Source organism: Shewanella sp. Choline-02u-19, assembly GCF_002836205.1.
In the GTDB taxonomy this organism is placed as follows: domain Bacteria; phylum Pseudomonadota; class Gammaproteobacteria; order Enterobacterales; family Shewanellaceae; genus Shewanella.
The window spans coordinates 1,481,782-1,499,069 of the sequence record NZ_PJBE01000013.1 but is presented as its reverse complement, the minus strand read 5'-3'; the positions used below and the strand labels follow the sequence as shown (position 1 = coordinate 1,499,069).

At 44.2% G+C, this 17,288-nt stretch carries 12 protein-coding genes; 3 read left to right on the top strand and 9 right to left on the bottom strand.

What is annotated here, in order from left to right:
- Nucleotides 1–25 precede the first annotated feature (25 nt).
- From hypF to asnS, 7 genes are all read right to left on the bottom strand, one after another.
- Nucleotides 26–2,395, bottom strand: coding sequence for a carbamoyltransferase HypF (gene hypF, locus CXF83_RS13245; protein WP_101089092.1), 2,370 nt, complete (start codon nucleotides 2,393–2,395; stop codon nucleotides 26–28).
- On the bottom strand, nucleotides 2,395–4,155 hold the full coding sequence (locus CXF83_RS13240) for a Kae1-like domain-containing protein (RefSeq protein WP_101089093.1): 1,761 nt from the start codon (nucleotides 4,153–4,155) through the stop codon (nucleotides 2,395–2,397). The genes hypF and CXF83_RS13240 overlap by 1 nt, the downstream gene beginning before the upstream one ends.
- Nucleotides 4,142–4,699, bottom strand: coding sequence for a HyaD/HybD family hydrogenase maturation endopeptidase (locus CXF83_RS13235; protein WP_101089094.1), 558 nt, complete (start codon nucleotides 4,697–4,699; stop codon nucleotides 4,142–4,144). Before CXF83_RS13235 ends, CXF83_RS13240 begins: the two co-directional genes overlap by 14 nt.
- A 9-nt stretch (nucleotides 4,700–4,708) precedes the next feature.
- Complete coding sequence (cybH, locus tag CXF83_RS13230) at nucleotides 4,709–5,377, bottom strand: Ni/Fe-hydrogenase, b-type cytochrome subunit (RefSeq protein WP_101089095.1); 669 nt, start codon at nucleotides 5,375–5,377, stop codon at nucleotides 4,709–4,711.
- A gap of 14 nt (nucleotides 5,378–5,391) precedes the next feature.
- Nucleotides 5,392–7,095: a nickel-dependent hydrogenase large subunit gene (hyaB, locus tag CXF83_RS13225; protein ID WP_101089096.1), complete on the bottom strand. Its 1,704-nt coding sequence runs from the start codon at nucleotides 7,093–7,095 to the stop codon at nucleotides 5,392–5,394.
- Complete coding sequence (hyaA, locus tag CXF83_RS13220) at nucleotides 7,092–8,234, bottom strand: nickel-dependent hydrogenase small subunit (RefSeq protein WP_101089097.1); 1,143 nt, start codon at nucleotides 8,232–8,234, stop codon at nucleotides 7,092–7,094. Before hyaA ends, hyaB begins: the two co-directional genes overlap by 4 nt.
- A gap of 815 nt (nucleotides 8,235–9,049) precedes the next feature.
- Complete coding sequence (asnS, locus tag CXF83_RS13215) at nucleotides 9,050–10,450, bottom strand: asparagine--tRNA ligase (RefSeq protein WP_101089098.1); 1,401 nt, start codon at nucleotides 10,448–10,450, stop codon at nucleotides 9,050–9,052.
- Nucleotides 10,451–10,600: 150 nt separating this feature from the next.
- Between asnS and CXF83_RS13210 the strand changes: the two genes are divergently transcribed.
- On the top strand, nucleotides 10,601–10,936 hold the full coding sequence (locus CXF83_RS13210; protein ID WP_101089099.1) for a hypothetical protein: 336 nt from the start codon (nucleotides 10,601–10,603) through the stop codon (nucleotides 10,934–10,936).
- Between the two features lie 260 nt (nucleotides 10,937–11,196).
- Here the strand turns inward: CXF83_RS13210 and CXF83_RS13205 are convergent, their stop codons facing one another.
- A complete protein-coding gene (locus tag CXF83_RS13205; RefSeq protein WP_101089100.1) occupies nucleotides 11,197–11,793 on the bottom strand; it encodes a CoA pyrophosphatase in 597 nt (198 codons plus the stop codon).
- A 4-nt stretch (nucleotides 11,794–11,797) separates the two neighbouring features.
- A complete protein-coding gene (pabB, locus tag CXF83_RS13200) occupies nucleotides 11,798–13,324 on the bottom strand; it encodes an aminodeoxychorismate synthase component I (protein WP_101089101.1) in 1,527 nt (508 codons plus the stop codon).
- 178 nt (nucleotides 13,325–13,502) lie between these two features.
- Between pabB and CXF83_RS13195 the strand changes: the two genes are divergently transcribed.
- Together CXF83_RS13195 and CXF83_RS13190 are read left to right on the top strand one after the other, a co-directional pair.
- Nucleotides 13,503–15,023 (top strand): fumarate hydratase, encoded by a 1,521-nt coding sequence (locus CXF83_RS13195; protein WP_101089102.1) that lies wholly within the window; start codon nucleotides 13,503–13,505, stop codon nucleotides 15,021–15,023.
- 196 nt (nucleotides 15,024–15,219) lie between these two features.
- Nucleotides 15,220–17,271, top strand: coding sequence for a dipeptidyl-peptidase 5 (locus CXF83_RS13190; RefSeq protein WP_101089103.1), 2,052 nt, complete (start codon nucleotides 15,220–15,222; stop codon nucleotides 17,269–17,271).
- Nucleotides 17,272–17,288 lie beyond the last annotated feature (17 nt).

Below are 17,288 nucleotides of genomic sequence, written 5' to 3'. Positions count from 1 at the left end.
CGAAAGGTGATACTGCTCATGTTTGTTAGAGGGTGTTATGGATAGCGTACCAAGCTTGGCCTAAGGCTATGCCTGCATCATTAATAGGTACCCGACCACTTGGTATTAGCTTATTACCTTGTATTTGAAGTGATTTTTCACAGTGCTCAGAAAGGTAGCGATTTTGAAACACCCCGCCAGTTAACACTATGGGGTACTGAGGATAGTGTTTCGCAACGTCACAGATGGCTTTCGCAAGAGTGTCCATAAATGCTTTCGCAATTAAGGCTGTTCTTGCCTGAGTTAACGGTTGGCTTATCACTGCATCAAGGATTTGTTTGATAAGCGCAGTTGAGTCCCATTGATTGTCAGTTGATAATGTCATGTCAAAAATAATGCTTTCTGAGTCACTATCGACCGCTTTATTACTTGCCAGAGATGCTGCATGAGTAATATCAATACTTTTGATTGATTGTATGCAAACGGCTTGGTTTGCGGCGGTTTCGAGCAGTATTCCGGCTTGCCCTTCGTATTGCGTTTTATCAATAAGGTTCAGTAACACTGCAACGACGTCGAACAAACGACCGATGGAGCTTGTGCTTTTAGCTGCGGGTGTTGTTTGCCATACCTTATTTAAATTGGACAAGGTAATAGTGGATAATTTTCCTATAGCAGGTATTGCAAAGTGATTTATCTGTTGCAGTGAATATTTTTCAAGCAATATAGACAAAAGCAACCTAACGGGTTGTTTAATGGCTTGTTCACCACCAATTAATTTGAAGGGTTTTAGATAAGCAATGCGGTGATAACAGTGCGCATCGGCGATCAATGCTTCGCCACCCCAGAGGGTGTTATCGGTACCGAGTCCAGTTCCATCAAAAGCAAACGCTAAGACTTGTTGTGTTGATTTGTTTTCAGCAAGCACACTTAATACGTGAGCATAATGGTGCTGGACTGCAGTTCTTTTTATGCCTGTTAATGATTCGCCCCAGCGGCTAGTAAAATAGTCAGGATGAAGATCATGTACTAGCCGCTCAGCTTTAAAACGATATAGTCTTGAGAATGTCTCTAGCGTGTCATGAAAATAGCTTTCAGCCTCTATAGAGACAAGATCGCCAATATGTGGACTTAAGAAAACATTATGCTCAAAGCCAAAGCAAACGGTATTCTTTTGCTGTGCACCTAAACCCAATGTGGGTGAGGTTATCCGCTTAGGACTGTAAATTGATAGTGGGGCATAGCCACGAGCGAGTCTAATAACTTGTAATCTATGGTTTATCACCTGTACGACACTGTCATCGCAGCCGTTTAAAATGGGACGGTTGTGGTCCAAGATGTAATCAACAACGTGGCCAAGCTTAAACGCTATATCTGCGCTATCGGTAATGATAGGTTCGCCGGATAGATTGGCACTCGTCATCACTAGCGGTAAGTCGACTTGTTGCAGCAATAAGTGATGCAAAGGAGTATAGGGCAAAAATACTCCCAGCCTATCGATATCAGGGGCCACCAACTTACTTATCGTTAAGGTTGGCTGGAGCTTTTTTCTCATTACAACAATAGGCCGTTCATTACTTGCTAAAGTGAGCCACTCGGTTTCATTTCCTTCAACAAGCTGCTTAGCAACCCAAATATCTTTAACCATTATCGCTAATGGTTTGGCTGGTCTGTGCTTACGCGCTCGTAACGCCTCTAGGCTGTGTTGATTGCTTGCATCACAAACTAGATGAAATCCGCCTAATCCCTTTATGGCAACGATATTTCCCGCTTTAAGCGCTGCAACGGTTTGCTCTAGAGCATCTTTGTGGCCGTTGTGATGGCTTAAGTCTGGTTTTTTAAAGGTCAGTAGGGGACCGCAATCTGGGCAACTTACAGGCTGTGCATGATAACGTCTGTTTAACGGATTTTGGTACTCGCTTTCGCAGGCTGAGCACATGTCAAAATGTGCCATAGAGGTATTTTTACGATCGTAAGGTAAGGTATTGATAATCGAATATCTTGGCCCACAATTAGTGCAGTTGGTGAACGGGTATCTAAAATAGCGACTCTTTGGATTTGTAATATCGGCAATACAATCATCACAGCTACATTTATCCGGCGATACTGCAACGACGGCATTAGTCGTATGCTTGCTATGGATAATACAAAATGGCTCTGTAACTTCAACAGGCGGTAGAACAGTCATTGAGATATTATCGATTCGGGCGAGTGGCGGTGGCGATTGGATGAGTAATGTTTTAAATTGATCGATCACATCTTCACTGGCCTGAGCCTCAATCGTAACGCCTTCACTATTATTAAGGACACTGCCAGTCAATTTTAGTTCATGGGCTAATCGGTAGACGAAAGGCCGAAACCCGACACCCTGTACGATGCCGGTGATCTTAATAAGTACCCGTTTAATAGACTGGGTCATTAATGTCTACGCTGTTTTAAAAACAGTGATCCTACTGCGATATTTACACCCTCTAAATCCATCTGTTGATTGGGGTTAAGGGTAAAGTTTTTACCTAAGCGCAATGAGATCCTTTTTCCCAACAACTCATTATTAAAAGAACTGCCTGCTAATGCGACCGATTTAATACAGATGTTTTGATCTAAATGCTCAATCCAGTTACAGATGAAATCGGCGAGCGAATCGTGCATGCCAAACGCGAGCTTTTCAATATTGCCATCTTCTGCCAACCTAAAACTGATAATGCTGCCCAGTGTTTTGCACCAGTTTAGACTGCGAAATGCTTCGCCTCGTGTGAGAGGAAAGTCGACTCTTGGTGCATTGCTGCCTTTGTGTCGCATAGCACTGGCGATAACGAAATCACTTAGCTGGACTTTGTTTAACGTTATATTTTCATTTGTTGTGGCGGCGCCGAGTAAAACGGCCGCTATCGCCCACAAAGACTGAATATTGTTTGTCGGTGCCGTCAGTTTTAACTCGAGTAATGCTAAATAGTCTTCTGGGTGTTGCTGTTTAAATTTATCAAACAAGTTCTTTTGCGGTGACGAATCGATTTGATGGACGATGTCATAGCCATTATCAGGTAACGTTGGAAACTCAAAAAACAGTTCTAATTTTTGTTTAGAATCCATGGTTACAATACGACTTTTATTGGTATCGCTTAAGTAGAGTACAGCGCAGTTTTTTGCCTTTTTCACCCCCAGATTGGCTGCATGTAGTGCACAAGTTGCTGCTTCATGCAGTTCTTGAATCGATGCGAGCTCTATATCTGTAGACTGCGGAGAAGTTAGCGTACTCACTTCAATATGATCTTTCACCCAGTGCACGTCATATTGTCCAAGATGTACATCATCATGTAGTGGGGTCTTATCTGAGTGATAAGTTTTATGGCCTGTTTCTTTAAGAGGAACCCATAGCGCGTTAACTAAAGCGAGCTGTGGGTTATCGGTGCGACTAATATAGATCCAATCCACACCACGCTGACGTAACAGTTCGCAAATAACTAATAATAATCTCGAATTAGCGAAACAAAGAGAGTAAAGCGGGTCTGTTAGCCTAGGGTGGTTATCAATTGCTCTGCTACAAATCAGTGGTTTTTCAATGCTTGATAATGCGAGAACTTGCTGCTCTGTGACCACAAAGTGTGCATTGAGGTTGTTAGGGTTGCAGATCACTAGTTTTTGCCGCTCACTGTTCCCGATTGCATTATTGGGCTTATAGCTAAGCTGTACTATCTGTTTGCCATCAACGACTGGCAGATCAACATAGCCTTTAGTTTCAAGGTTATCAACCAGCACCTTGACTGCCTTTAGATCGATAGCCTTATGTTGTTCGTTAACGCGCTTTTCTGCTTGGCAACAAGGACAAACATAGTCCAGTTGGCCAAAATACCCGGCTTGATTATCACCAAATTGTGGCTGACAGTGCTGGCAGTACTCTTGTAACAGTGGTGTATGCTGCAACAGTTTATGATTACCTATGGGAGCTTCAATAAGCGAGATATTGGGCTTTATCAGCCATGATGAGATCAAAAAATCTTCTGCTATGGCATCAGCAAGTTGTTCTAATTCTGATTGTTCACCTTTAGCTTCAATAAAATAGCGGTTGCCCGTTTGCCCGATCGTGACATCGTATTGGTCGTTTAATAAGTATTGATTGCAGAGGTGGCCATAAAAGGGCACCTCGCGCTGACAGTCAAATTCAAATCTAATATTCTTCATCTGATATTAGGCCCCGTTTGTATGAGTCTGGGATAAGAGCGTTGATATCGATGTTTGCCCGTCGGGTGTGTGAAAAGCCCAATTGTTCAAGGTGATTCATTAAGGTGCGCTCCATTAAAGGCACCGCGGCTTGAATTTGCGGCGTTAAGCCGAGAGTCATAGGTTCAAGCACGGTGGGAGTCACACCAAGAACAAAGGTTTTTGGCCTGTCGCCGACCATTTCCATCATAATCAAGGTTTGCAGCATCTCAACTTCGTGAGCACTGCCTTGCCAATCAATTTCAGCGGGAGCGTTATCGAAGTCGAAGAAATAAACCTCTCCGGGTTCGACGCCATTGGCGTTAACGGTATCAACCACCAGTAAATAGTCATATTGGCATAACGTGGGAATAAGTCCCTGAGCGAGAGTGCCACCATCAATGAGATCAAGTTGATGTTCTGGATGGTGGAAAAGGTAATTTTCTTGGATATAATTGACGAAATGTACGCCGATACCTTCATCGGCGTACAGGACATTGCCAATACCAAGTAGCAATATCTTCATGTTTTCCTTTTATTTCTTTTTATGATAATCATAACCAGAGACAATAGAGTCCACTGAATTGTGCTTAAAGCGGATCCCAGTCCAAACAGCCATATAGACGTGGATAACGACAAAAATAATAAAGACCCAAGTAAAGTAATGGTGCCATATTCTGACCGGTGCTAATCCCCCCATCATCATGGTGATCCAACTAGCCACTCCACCAAGCATTCCTCCCAGTCCTTGATGATATACATTGGCATATAACACTAGGCCCGTAACGCAGATCAGCAAGGCAACTAATGAAATTGCAAGGTAAGTCACAAATTGCAGTGGCCCGTAGACTCCGGCTTTGTCTAAATGTCCCATCCAAAGGTAAGACTTTAGCTGGGTGATCCAACTTTTAGGGCTTAATACATCTTTAAATGAACGTCTTTCGTTATCACTTTTACCAAAAAAGAACAGATAGGCTCTCACCAATGTAATGGAAACCAGAAGGAAACCAAAAACTTGGTGGGCGGCGCGAATATAGCCTTGTACCAACACATCCGAACTTTCTGGTGCGACCAAAAATGGCCAGGAAATGTAGAATCCTGTAATGATAAGGATCAGAATGGCTAATGCTCTTAACCAATGAAATATCCTTATCGCCGCACCAAAAACAAGTTGTCTTTGGTAGGGTGCTGATTGAATTTTCATGCTTACCCCCTTTACTAAAACCCGTTGGGATTGACTTTAAACGCACCTAAATCAGTACCCTTGAAATCCATAACGTGCACTGCACAAGCCATACAAGGGTCCAATGAGTGGATAATACGGATGACCTCTAATGGCTTGGTTGGGTCTTCAAGTTTTAACCCAATCAAAGATGCCTCATAAGGTCCCATGTTACCGTTCACATCCACAGGTCCAGCATTCCATGTGGTTGGCACCACAGCTTGATAATTCTCAACTTTGCCTCCCTTTATTCGGATCCAATGACTTAGCATGCCGCGTGGCGCTTCAATCATAGAGTGACCGACGTATTCTTTATTCGGATCAATTTCAGGCTTAGTATAAGTAGACTCATCGGACTGCATGTTAGTGAGTAAAGCATCAAAGGTTTTCAGGCTTTCTTCAGCAACAATCACCGTCTGCAGCATACGACCAGCAGTGCGGCCTAGGGTGGTAAATAGCGCCTCAATCGGCAGACCCGTTTCGCTGAGTAATCCATTTACAGCGTCAACCACCACTTGATTGCCGCGAGCATAGTTCACCAACAAGCAGGCGAGTGGGCCAACTTCAACTGGCTCACCTTGGTAACGAGGTGATTTAACCCAGCTGTATTTACCATCACCATTAACGGTAGGCAGCTTGCCGTAAACCGTGTCTCTTTCTACAAAACCGGTGTAATCTGGTACGGTAGTGCCATCGTAAGGGTGCTGTGGTCCATCGGCTTTGTACCAGGCATGGGTAACATCTTCTTTGATTAAATCAGGGTTTAAATCGCTCACTCCTGCTAGATCACCGTTCATGATCACGCCTTGGTTGAACATGTACTGCCCGTCACCCAATAAGAAGTCATCTGTGGCTAAGAAGTTCTTTACGTTGACGCCACCGAGTACGCTTGGCTCACTACCAAACGCTTCTGCTGCCATCACTATGTCTGCTTTATATGCGCGAATAATAAAATCATTTACGATGGCGTGTTTTTGTTTCCACTCTTGTAGACGTGCCGGGCTTAACATGTCACGAACTGACGTTACGCCACCAACAACAATGGACTGTGGATGGGGAGATTTACCACCAAATATGGCTAGCATCTCTGCCGCAACACGCTGTACTTCAAGTGCTTTGAGGTAATGAGATAGCGCAATAAGATTTTGCTCAGGGGTAAACTTGTAAGTACCGTTGCCCCAATATGCGTTAGCGAATGGGCCCAGCTTACCGGTCTCTACTAAGCCTTTTACTCGTTCTTGCACTGCTCTTAAGTCACCTTCACCGGCATTAATTGGCTTATCAGTGTATTTGAGCGCAACTTGAGCGGCTAAAGCTGGATCTGCACTTAAAGCTGATACGACATCAACCCAGTCCAAACCGTGAAGATGGTAGAAATGCACAATGTGATCATGCATATAAAGTGAAGCCTGCATCAAGCTACGTAGATATTTAGCATTTAACGGAATTTTCACGCCTAACGCATTCTCTACGGCTTCTGTACCACAGCGGTAGTGGGAATAGGTACACACACCACAAATACGCTGTACGATTAAGCCAACGTCCATTGGCGTGCGACCTTTTAGAATCACTTCGATACCGCGCCAAAGCGTAGAAGATGACCATGCTTTTTGAATAACATTATTCTCATCAACCTCAACCTCAATCCGCAAGTGACCTTCAATTCGAGTGATAGGATCGATTACTACACGTTTACTCATGATTCTTCCTCTTCAGATTTGGCAAAGACACTGGCGACGGCATGTGCACCAATACCGACAGCTGTGGCGCCTAATATGACGGCACCTATCGTATCTGTCGTGGCGTCTAAGCCGTGTAGTAACTGTCTACCCAATGGTTTTTCAAAGTCAGCCATCTCATCCCAAAAATTGGGCTCTGAGCAGCCCATACATCCATGGCCTGCTAATACTGGCCAGCTGGTATGGTGGTTAAATCGCTCAGTTGGGCAGTTGTTGTAGGTGTAGGGACCTTTACAGCCGACTTTATATAAGCAGTAACCGTCTTTGGCCCCTTGATCGCCAAACTCTTCTACGAATTCACCGGCATCGAAACGCCCACGTCGTTCGCAGTTGTCATGTACACGCGCGCCATAAGCCCATTTAGGACGGTTAAACATATCTAACGCAGGAAGTTTGCCGAACATAATGAAATACATCAGCGTGCCGACAATGTTTTTCTCACTTGGGGGACAGCCGCCGAGGTTGATAACAGGCTTATCAACTACCTCATAAACGCCTTTAGCGCCGGTTGGGTTTGGTGATGCAGCTTGTACGCCACCAAATGCTGCACATGTACCCACAGATATTATTGCTGCAGCGCCTGCTGCTGCCTCTTTGACAATATGCAGTCCAGTATGGCCTTTACAACCAACAGTAAGGTAAGCACCGTTATTCGCGGTGGGTACAGCACCTTCAACAGCAAGTAAATAGTTGCCTTTATAGGCTTCTAATGCGTGCTCTAGGTTCTCTTCAGCCTGCCAACCAGCGGCGGCCATCAATGTTTCATGGTACTCAAGAGAAACATGGTCAAAAATTAGCGCATCAAGATTAGGGGTATCGGTGCGAATAAGGGATTCTGAACAACCTGTGCATTCAGCCAAATGTAACCAGATCAGCGGCACGCGGTTTGCCAGTTCTGCAGCTTCAGCAACCAAGGTGCTAAACGGCAAGGGAAGGGCCAGCATGGCAGCAACAGATGCGGTCCATTTCATAAAATCACGGCGGCTAATGCCATTTTGCAACATCTTTTCTTGGAGCGTTTCACCGTGACGAGGTTGTAATTGGCGCAGCTGCTCCATTCGCGTCACACCTTGCTGATAAAGGGCTTCGTGTGTATCCATGGTTATACCTATTATTATGGGTAAGGAATTTGCTCTACGAAGACAGTCTATGCCTCAAAAAGCCCCCTAATATTGATGTGCGTCAAGCTTTATAAGGGTTTGGCGGGCTAGGTAAAATGTAAGGTTTACTCCCTTGAGCTAGATCATTTATTTATTGGGGTAAAGGACAATTTGTCTACGCTGTAAAATAAGTGTGACTCGCATCACCTTTTGTTATCATTCTTTAGTTAAGTGATTGTTAATTAAACCAATGGTGATAAACGTCTGATTTATCTTGTTTTGAGGCTGAGCTTAGCGGTTCTGATCTTAATGGCGTTAATGCAGTGTTACAGTAATACCGTCATATTGAAGGGAGCTATTACGGCTGAAATAATATTTTTGGCGTTTGTTTGTGGAATGGTACTGTAATCTAAATGGATTGCACTGGTGCTCGGTCCTTTACTTGCGATGTACCTTGTGGCGCTAATGCACAATGATATCCAAGGTGAGATTGTCACCGTTGGTGATTATAAGTTGTTTCAGTTTTGGCTGAGTATGTAGGGGCTGCTTTGGCCTGATTAAGTTTATATATCCACAAAGAGATTGATGGCCTGCAGTCGATGACACGCAAAGCGGGCGAGTATTAGTATAAACGTTAGAATTAAAGTTAATACAGCCTAGACGCCTATATATCAATGAGATAAAGAAGTTAGGTAGTGTGTCAGTGTGATGACTTAATTGACTTGGCGACAGATACAAAAAAGCCTCTAATTTAGTTAGAGGCTTTTTTAGTTAAGCAATTTAAATCTACATTAAGAATTAGTTAATACTAATCGTTAGAAGCTAGCTGATTTAGGTGCTCTTGGGAATGGGATCACGTCACGGATGTTAGCCACGCCAGTAACATAAGAGACTAGGCGTTCAAAACCTAATCCGAAACCTGCGTGTGGCACAGTGCCATAACGACGTAGGTCACGATACCACCAATAATCTTCTTGGCTTAGTTCCATCCCTGCAAGACGTGCATCAAGAACGTCTAAACGCTCTTCACGTTGAGCGCCACCGATGATCTCACCAATACCAGGTGCTAATACATCCATCGCTGCCACTGTTTTACCATCGTCGTTCAAACGCATATAGAATGCTTTGATATCTTTAGGGTAGTTTTTAACAACAACAGGGGCTTTGAAGTGTTCTTCGGCTAGATAGCGTTCATGCTCTGAATGCAGATCGATTCCCCATTCAACGTCGTACTCAAACTTCTTACCAGACGCTTTAAGAATTTCGATAGCATCGGTGTAATCAATTTGAGCAAAGTCACTGGTGACGAATGCTTCTAAACGCTCGATAGCGGTTTTTTCAACACGTTGTGCAAAGAACTCAAGATCATCTCTGCGCTCTGCTAGTACCGCTCTAAAGCAGTACTTCAACATATCTTCAGCAAGTTTTGCGACATCGTCTAGATCGGCAAAAGCAACTTCAGGCTCAACCATCCAAAATTCAGCAAGGTGACGACTGGTATTTGAATTTTCAGCACGGAATGTAGGACCAAAGGTATAAACCTTAGATAGCGCGCACGCGTATGTCTCTGCGTTCAACTGACCCGATACGGTTAAGAAAGATTCTTTACCGAAAAAGTCTTCGCTGTAATCAACGGCGCCTTTATCGTCACGGGGTAGGTTTTCGAGATCCAAAGTTGAAACTCGGAACATCTCACCAGCACCTTCAGCGTCAGAGGCGGTAATTAAGGGAGTAGAAACCCAAATATAACCTTGTTCGTGATAAAAACGGTGAATCGCTTGCGATAAACAGTTACGCACACGTGCCACGGCACCAATGATATTGGTACGCGGACGTAAATGCGCTAGCTCACGTAGATGTTCAATAGAGTGGCGTTTAGCTGCCATCGGATAAGTGTCTGGATCTTCTACCCAGCCAGCAACCTCAACGTGGGTCACTTGCATTTCGAAGGCTTGGCCCTTACCCGGTGATTCAACAACTTCACCGGTCATAATGACAGAACAACCCGCAGTAAGCTTTAACACTTCGTTGTCGTAATTCTCTAAATTATTCGGTACTACGCCCTGAATAGGGTCGAAACATGAACCGTCATAAATAGCGAGGAATGAGATCCCAGCTTTAGAATCGCGGCGGGATCTAACCCAGCCACGTACTGTGATTTGCGAACCAATCGCAAAGTCACCTTTAAATACAGAAGCGACAGATGTAATGCTCATTGTTGCTTAGCTCTCCAACGAAACGTTTTAAATAAAAATTTGGACGTTTATATTACCTTGATACACGCTTTTCTCAAGTGGAAAGTAAGGTAAGTTGGTCAGGATCTTGTTATTGTTTCAAAAAGATGGCGAAAACTACGGATAGTATCGATGAAAAGGCTCAGGTTTTTCCAATATTTGCTGACAACCTTGTCTGTCGTGGGTTGGTCATTAGCGGTTTATGCATTGATTTTGTTTGATGGTGCAAGACCTGATACCGCTGTGGGGTATCTTAAAAGTAAGGGCGTTGAAATTCAGTTTGAATGGGATCCCGTACAAACGGTGTTACTAGCCGATATCGTTTGGTGGTGCGCATTCGTGAGTTTTATTAACTTAGGCTTCAATTATTATATTGCCAAGCACAGTCGTCTTGGCTGGTGGGTGAATATTCCTTTGCTATTTTTATGCTCATTATCGGCAGGGCTCTATATTCGCTTTGTGGTGTAACTCAGTGTGCAATCAAAACACTTTCTCATACCCATCACATTAAATTTCAGCCAATACATAAACGGTTAAGTGTGTTAATCAAAGATGCATTGATGGGTTAAGGGCGAGTGTCTTGCCAATTACAGGCATTAATAAGCAGAGTGTTTAGGTGTTTCCCGTAGAAGACAAAGCAGCGAACGTTGAGTTTACCCATTTAGATAGGATAACGAATAACCTAGAGTGGATGCATCGGGTATAACGAATTCGGATAGGGGTTAAGGTTAAGTATCGGTGTGGGAGATAAGCCTGCACAGTTGATCAATCATCGCTGCCGTGGCGCCCCATATAAAATAGGATTTGTAAGGGATAAAGTGAACTGGGTATTTAATCCCATTGCGGCTAAAGTACTGCGTGTGTCTATTATCATTATTCAATAGAAATGACAGCGGAATGGTAAATAGCTCATCGACCTCACCAGGATCAATAATGGGCGTAAATGGCTGTTTTACAATGCTTACCACCGGTGTTATATCAAAACCAGTAAACGTTTTATGGTCGTGCAATAAGCCAATGACATCAACATTGTCAATAAACAGTCCGATCTCCTCTTCTGCCTCACGTAAAGCAGTAGCTTCTAAACTCGTATCAAACTTTTCTACTTTGCCACCAGGAAAACTGATCTGTCCAGGATGTGCTCGCAGATGGGTAGGTCGCCGGGTAAGAATAAGCTCGAGTTCACCGTGATTAAAACTCAGAGCAATGAGCACGGCAGCCTTACGAAAAGGTTTAGTGAGTTCAAACTGATGAGAAGCCGGTAAATGATGTGACTGCGGCAAAGAGTGGAGATTAAATTTGAGTCTAAACTCCACTAAATCCATATCATTACGCCTCTTGATTAATCCGAGATAGCACCGGCAGGATCTTACTCACCTTATCGAAACTTTCTTGATATTCAGCATCCACTTTAGAGTCTGCAACTATGCCGCCTCCCGCCCAACAATACAGAATGTTATCCTGTTTGGGACTAATATCCCTACTTTGCTGTTGCGCGACTAAAGTTCGAATGGTGATACTGGTGTCCATATTTCCATTTTGGCTAATATAACCAATAGATCCACAGTAAAGACTTCTTCGTGATGGTTCAAGTTCTTCAATGATCGCCATTGCGCGTATTTTAGGGGCGCCCGTAATAGAGCCTCCAGGAAAGCAGGATTTCAAAAGGTCACTAGCGTCTAAAGTTGGTTTTAATGTCGCCGTTACCGTACTCACAAGATGATGCACTGCCGGAAAACTTTCTATGTCAAATAGCTTAGGCACATTAACGGAGCCAGCAGTGGCAACTTTACCAATATCATTCCTGAGTAAATCAACAATCATTAAGTTTTCAGCGCGATCTTTTTCAGATGTGGCTAACAGCGAAGCCATTTGCTTATCTATCCGCGGATCGCTATCTCTTGGCATCGTGCCTTTTATCGGCTTAGTTTGGATTTGGTCAGCTTGCAAGGAAACAAAGCGTTCGGGCGATATCGATAACACAGCATGCTGAGGCAATCTAATAAACGCGGAGAAGGGCGCGGCATTACTTTGTCTAAGTGCTAAATACGCTTGCCATTCATCACCTTCATATTGGGTGCTAAATCGTTGTGTCAGGTTTATTTGATAACAATCGCCGTTATGAAGGTACTGCTGTATTTGCTTAAACTTGTCACTATAAGCTGTAGCATCAATTTGATTTTGCCAATCGCGGGTTAATCTAAAAGGCGTTTTACTCACAGATGTAAAATCGACCGTTTTACCTACGCGTGGTTCTGATGCGATAAGATTTGCCTGAGCAAGTAAGCTATCCAGTGCGTTTTTTGTTGCCTCTAATGCGAGTTGGCTTTGATAATGCACTAGAGTCCACTGCCGTTGTTCATAGTTAAACACCAGCGCCCAATCATAGAAGCCGACATTCATCACCGGCAGTGAGATATCATCTAAGGCTATAGTGGGGATTTTCTCGATCTTACGGGCTAAGTCATAACTAAAACTGCCCATGGCGCCCCCTGAAAAGGGTAACAAGCTGTTTTTATGAATGGGAAATAGTTCAGACAAGGTGGTTTTTAACAGGCTAAAAGGCTCGCCTTCGTGTTGTTCAATGTAATGCGATGATGATAATTGATCGCTTGCAAGCGCAAATAAAGGTGCTCTATTTGCTGATTTTGTTATTTGGGTAGAGCTTTTGCTGCTGACCAATGTCGCAATGGGGCTGGCGCAGATCACATCGAACTTCGCGTCAACGTGATCAGCGTCAGCTGAATCGAGTAAAATGGCCCAAGGTGAATCTGAAAACAGGCCGAAAAGTGTTTCTGTGGTTAAATTCCAATCAAGACGCATCGAAAATACGGATTTAGGCGCCAATTTGTTCATCTATTAACCCTATCTAAAATGTGATGTTTAACTCAAAGTCGCGAAAGAGTATCATATTGCTCACACAAGTTATAAAAACAAAACACACATGCCGCTAAGGCAGCTGGAGCGTACATCCCGGTCTATTCATGGGATGTATCAGTCAATAGAATAAGTGTCTGTTAAAAAGGAAGTGTCTGTGAGCAAAATAGTCCCTGTAATCAAGCAAGCCGATTTAATCGAAAGCGTTGCTGATGCCCTGCAATATATCTCCTATTATCACCCAAAAGATTTCGTTGACTCAATGGCCGATGCCTATGAGCGTGAAGAAAGCGCTGCCGCAAAAGATGCGATAGCGCAAATCTTGATCAATTCGCGCATGTCAGCCGAAGGTAAACGTCCTCTTTGCCAAGATACCGGTATCGTGACCAGTTTCGTTAAAATCGGCATGGCGGTTCAGTGGGATAAAACCGATATGACGGTTCAAGAAATGGTCGATGAAGGTGTACGCCGAGCCTACACTAATCCTGATAACCCTCTTAGAGCTTCTATTGTCGCAGATCCTGCTGGTGGCCGTAAGAACACCAAAGACAATACCCCGTCAGTCGTGCACGTTGAAATGGTGCCGGGCAATCATGTTGACGTTGCTATTGCAGCGAAGGGTGGTGGTTCTGAAAACAAATCTAAGATGGTGATGCTTAATCCATCTGATGACATTGCAGCATGGGTAGAAAAAACACTGCCGACAATGGGTGCGGGTTGGTGTCCTCCTGGAATGCTCGGGATCGGTATTGGTGGAACGGCCGAGAAAGCAGCGGTTATGGCGAAAGAATCGCTAATGGACCCGGTCGATATTCATGAGTTACAAGCTCGCGGTGCAAAAACGACTGAAGAAAAGCTTCGATTAGATATTTTTGACCGAGCCAATAAACTGGGTATTGGTGCTCAAGGGCTTGGTGGCGTGACAACGGTGTTGGATATAAAAATTAAATCATCACCTACCCACGCAGCCTCTAAGCCTGTGGTTATGATCCCTAATTGCGCTGCAACACGTCATGTGCATTTCCATCTAGATGGCAGCGGGCCGGCAGAACTCACGCCTCCGTCACTTGAAGACTGGCCTAAGATCACTTGGGAAGTCGGTGAGAGTGTACGTCGGGTTAATCTTGATACGATTACACAAGCTGAGATGCAAGAGTGGAAAAGCGGCGATACCGTTTTGTTAAGCGGTAAAATGCTCACCGGACGCGATGCGGCACATAAGCGTATTCAAAGTTTGATTGAAAGCGGAGAAGGCTTACCTGAAGGCGTGGACTTTAAAGGTAAGTTTATCTATTACGTTGGTCCTGTTGATCCTGTTCGAGACGAAGTGGTTGGCCCTGCAGGTCCTACGACGGCGACTCGTATGGATAAGTTCACCGATCTTATGTTAGATAAAACTGGCCTGATGGGCATGATAGGTAAAGCTGAGCGTGGCCCTGCGACAGTTGAATCCATTAAGCAGCATAAGTCATGTTATTTAATGGCTGTAGGCGGCGCGGCATATTTAGTGTCAAAAGCCATTAAAAAGTCGAGAGTGGTGGCATTTGCCGATTTAGGCATGGAAGCTATTTACGAATTTGACGTAAAAGATATGCCCGTTACCGTGGCGGTTGATTCTAATGGCGTGAATGCTCACGAGACAGGACCTGCTATCTGGAAAGTGAAGCTAAACGGGTAGTGACACAGCGGCATGACTCTATAGTCGCTATCACATTAACGGAAAGTTAACGGCGCTATTGATATAGCGTCTGCTCTGAATGGCTTAAACGTATTGCTTAAGCCATTTATTTTGGATAGTGTCTGTATCGCTCCAGGGATTATTTTGTCGCCCATCGTGGTAACACACCTTTAAACATAACAATAAGACTAAAACGATGAAAAAAACTGCAATCATTATGGCGTTAGCATCTGCTGGCGCTGTTTTTAGCGTACAAGCTGCAACACCCACGCCTTTCACCGTCCAACAGTTAGTTAAAATCAATAAGCTCCATTCGGCTGTATTATCCAATGATGGCACCAAAGTGGTCTATGCTGTCAAAAATGTTGATACTAATGGAAAGGGCAGTTCAGACCTTTATATCCAAGATTTAGACTCAAGCACTGCTAATGTGAAACAAATTACCCAGTTTGCCGGTACAGAGCACAGTGTTGCCTTTGGCCCAAACGACAAGAGCATCTATTTTCTTGCTGCTCGCAATGGCTCAAGTCAGCTATATCAACTAGCACTCGATGGTGGCGAAGCTAAACAAGTTTCTGATTTCCCACTCGACGTTGAAGGTTTTAAGCTTTCAAATGACGGCACTCAAGCCGTGGTTAACATGCGTGTTTTCCCAGACTGTAAAGACCTCAACTGCTCAAAAGAGAAGTTTGATGCCGAAGCTGTGCGTACCTCAACAGGTCGAGAGTATAAGCAGTTAATGGTTCGCCACTGGGATACCTGGAATGACCATTCAAGAAGCCACTTATTTGTCGCTAAGCTAAATGGTAAGACGGTCACTACGGCTGTTGATGTTACCGCAGGCTTAGATACTGAAACGCCCCCAAAGCCTTTCTCTGGTATGGAAGAAGTGACGTTCACGCCCGATGGCAAGTACGTTGTTTATAGCGCTAAAGCGCCGAGTAAAGATCAAGCTTGGACGACAAACTACGATTTATGGCAAGTCAGTGTTGATGGCGGTGATGTTAAAAATTTAACTGAAGCGAATAAAGCGTGGGACGCTCACCCCACTTATTCTGCAGATGGACGTTATTTAGCTTATTTAGCGATGTCGAAACCCGGTTTTGAGGCTGATCGTTATCGCATCATGCTGCGTGACACTGTCACTGGCCAAGAAAAAGAGGTTGCGCCGCTGTGGGATCGTAGCCCAAGCTCATTGGCATTTGGTAAAGACAACAAAACGCTTTACGTCACCGCTCAAGATATTGGGCAAGTCTCTATCTTCGAAGTTAATACCCAGTTTGGTGATGTTAAAACCATCTATAACGAAGGCAGTAACAGTGTCGTTGGGATCAATGCGGACAAGATTATATTCAGCAATAAGTCACTGGTTGAACCTGGCGATCTTTATTCAATTAATCTAGATGGTCAAAACCTAAACCGTTTAACTGAGATAAACAAGGATAAGCTGGCTGAAATTAAATTTGGTGAATATCAGCAGTTTAGCTTTAAAGGTTGGAATAACGAAGAGGTTTATGGTTACTGGATAAAACCAAGTAACTATAAAGCGGGCGAGCAATACCCGATTGCCTTTTTGGTACACGGTGGACCACAAGGTTCATTCGGTAACTCTTTTAGCAGTCGCTGGAATGCACAGCTATGGGCCGGCGCTGGTTATGGCGTAGTGATGATTGATTTCCACGGTTCAACTGGCTATGGCCAAGCATTTACCGATTCAATTACTCAAGATTGGGGCGGTAAGCCGCTTGAAGATCTACAAAAAGGCCTCGCGGCGGTGACTCAGCAGCAGAAATGGCTTGATGGCGACCGTGCTTGTGCACTGGGTGGTTCATACGGCGGCTACATGATGAACTGGATCGAGGGTAACTGGAGCGATGGTTTTAAATGCCTCGTTAACCACGCGGGTCTATTCGACATGCGCTCTATGTATTACGTCACTGAGGAGCTATGGTTCCCTGAGTATGAATTTGGCGGCACCTATGCCGACAACAAAGACCTTTACGAAAAGTTCAACCCAGTTAACTACGTCGATAACTGGAAGACACCGATGTTAGTTATTCATGGTGAGAAAGATTTCCGTGTTCCTTACGGTCAAGGACTTGCTGCCTACACATTTATGCAGCGTAAAGGGATCCCATCTGAGCTATTGGTTTACCCAGATGAAAACCACTGGATTTTAAACCCTGATAACTTAGAGCAATGGTACGACAATGTTCTAGGCTGGATGGACCGCTGGACCGAGAAGTAAATACGATGATGAAAAGC

Bases quoted from the DNA above. Each gene is read 5' to 3' on its own strand.
- hyaA (WP_101089097.1), bottom strand. From the start codon at position 8,234: ATGGATACACACGAAGCCCTTTATCAGCAAGGTGTGACGCGAATGGAG.
- CXF83_RS13205 (WP_101089100.1), bottom strand. From the start codon at position 11,793: ATGGATTTAGTGGAGTTTAGACTCAAATTTAATCTCCACTCTTTGCCG.
- CXF83_RS13210 (WP_101089099.1), top strand. From the start codon at position 10,601: ATGAAAAGGCTCAGGTTTTTCCAATATTTGCTGACAACCTTGTCTGTC.
- CXF83_RS13235 (WP_101089094.1), bottom strand. From the start codon at position 4,699: ATGAAGATATTGCTACTTGGTATTGGCAATGTCCTGTACGCCGATGAA.
- pabB (WP_101089101.1), bottom strand. From the start codon at position 13,324: ATGAACAAATTGGCGCCTAAATCCGTATTTTCGATGCGTCTTGATTGG.
- hyaB (WP_101089096.1), bottom strand. From the start codon at position 7,095: ATGAGTAAACGTGTAGTAATCGATCCTATCACTCGAATTGAAGGTCAC.
- asnS (WP_101089098.1), bottom strand. From the start codon at position 10,450: ATGAGCATTACATCTGTCGCTTCTGTATTTAAAGGTGACTTTGCGATT.
- cybH (WP_101089095.1), bottom strand. From the start codon at position 5,377: ATGAAAATTCAATCAGCACCCTACCAAAGACAACTTGTTTTTGGTGCG.
- CXF83_RS13190 (WP_101089103.1), top strand. From the start codon at position 15,220: ATGAAAAAAACTGCAATCATTATGGCGTTAGCATCTGCTGGCGCTGTT.
- CXF83_RS13240 (WP_101089093.1), bottom strand. From the start codon at position 4,155: ATGAAGAATATTAGATTTGAATTTGACTGTCAGCGCGAGGTGCCCTTT.
- hypF (WP_101089092.1), bottom strand. From the start codon at position 2,395: ATGACCCAGTCTATTAAACGGGTACTTATTAAGATCACCGGCATCGTA.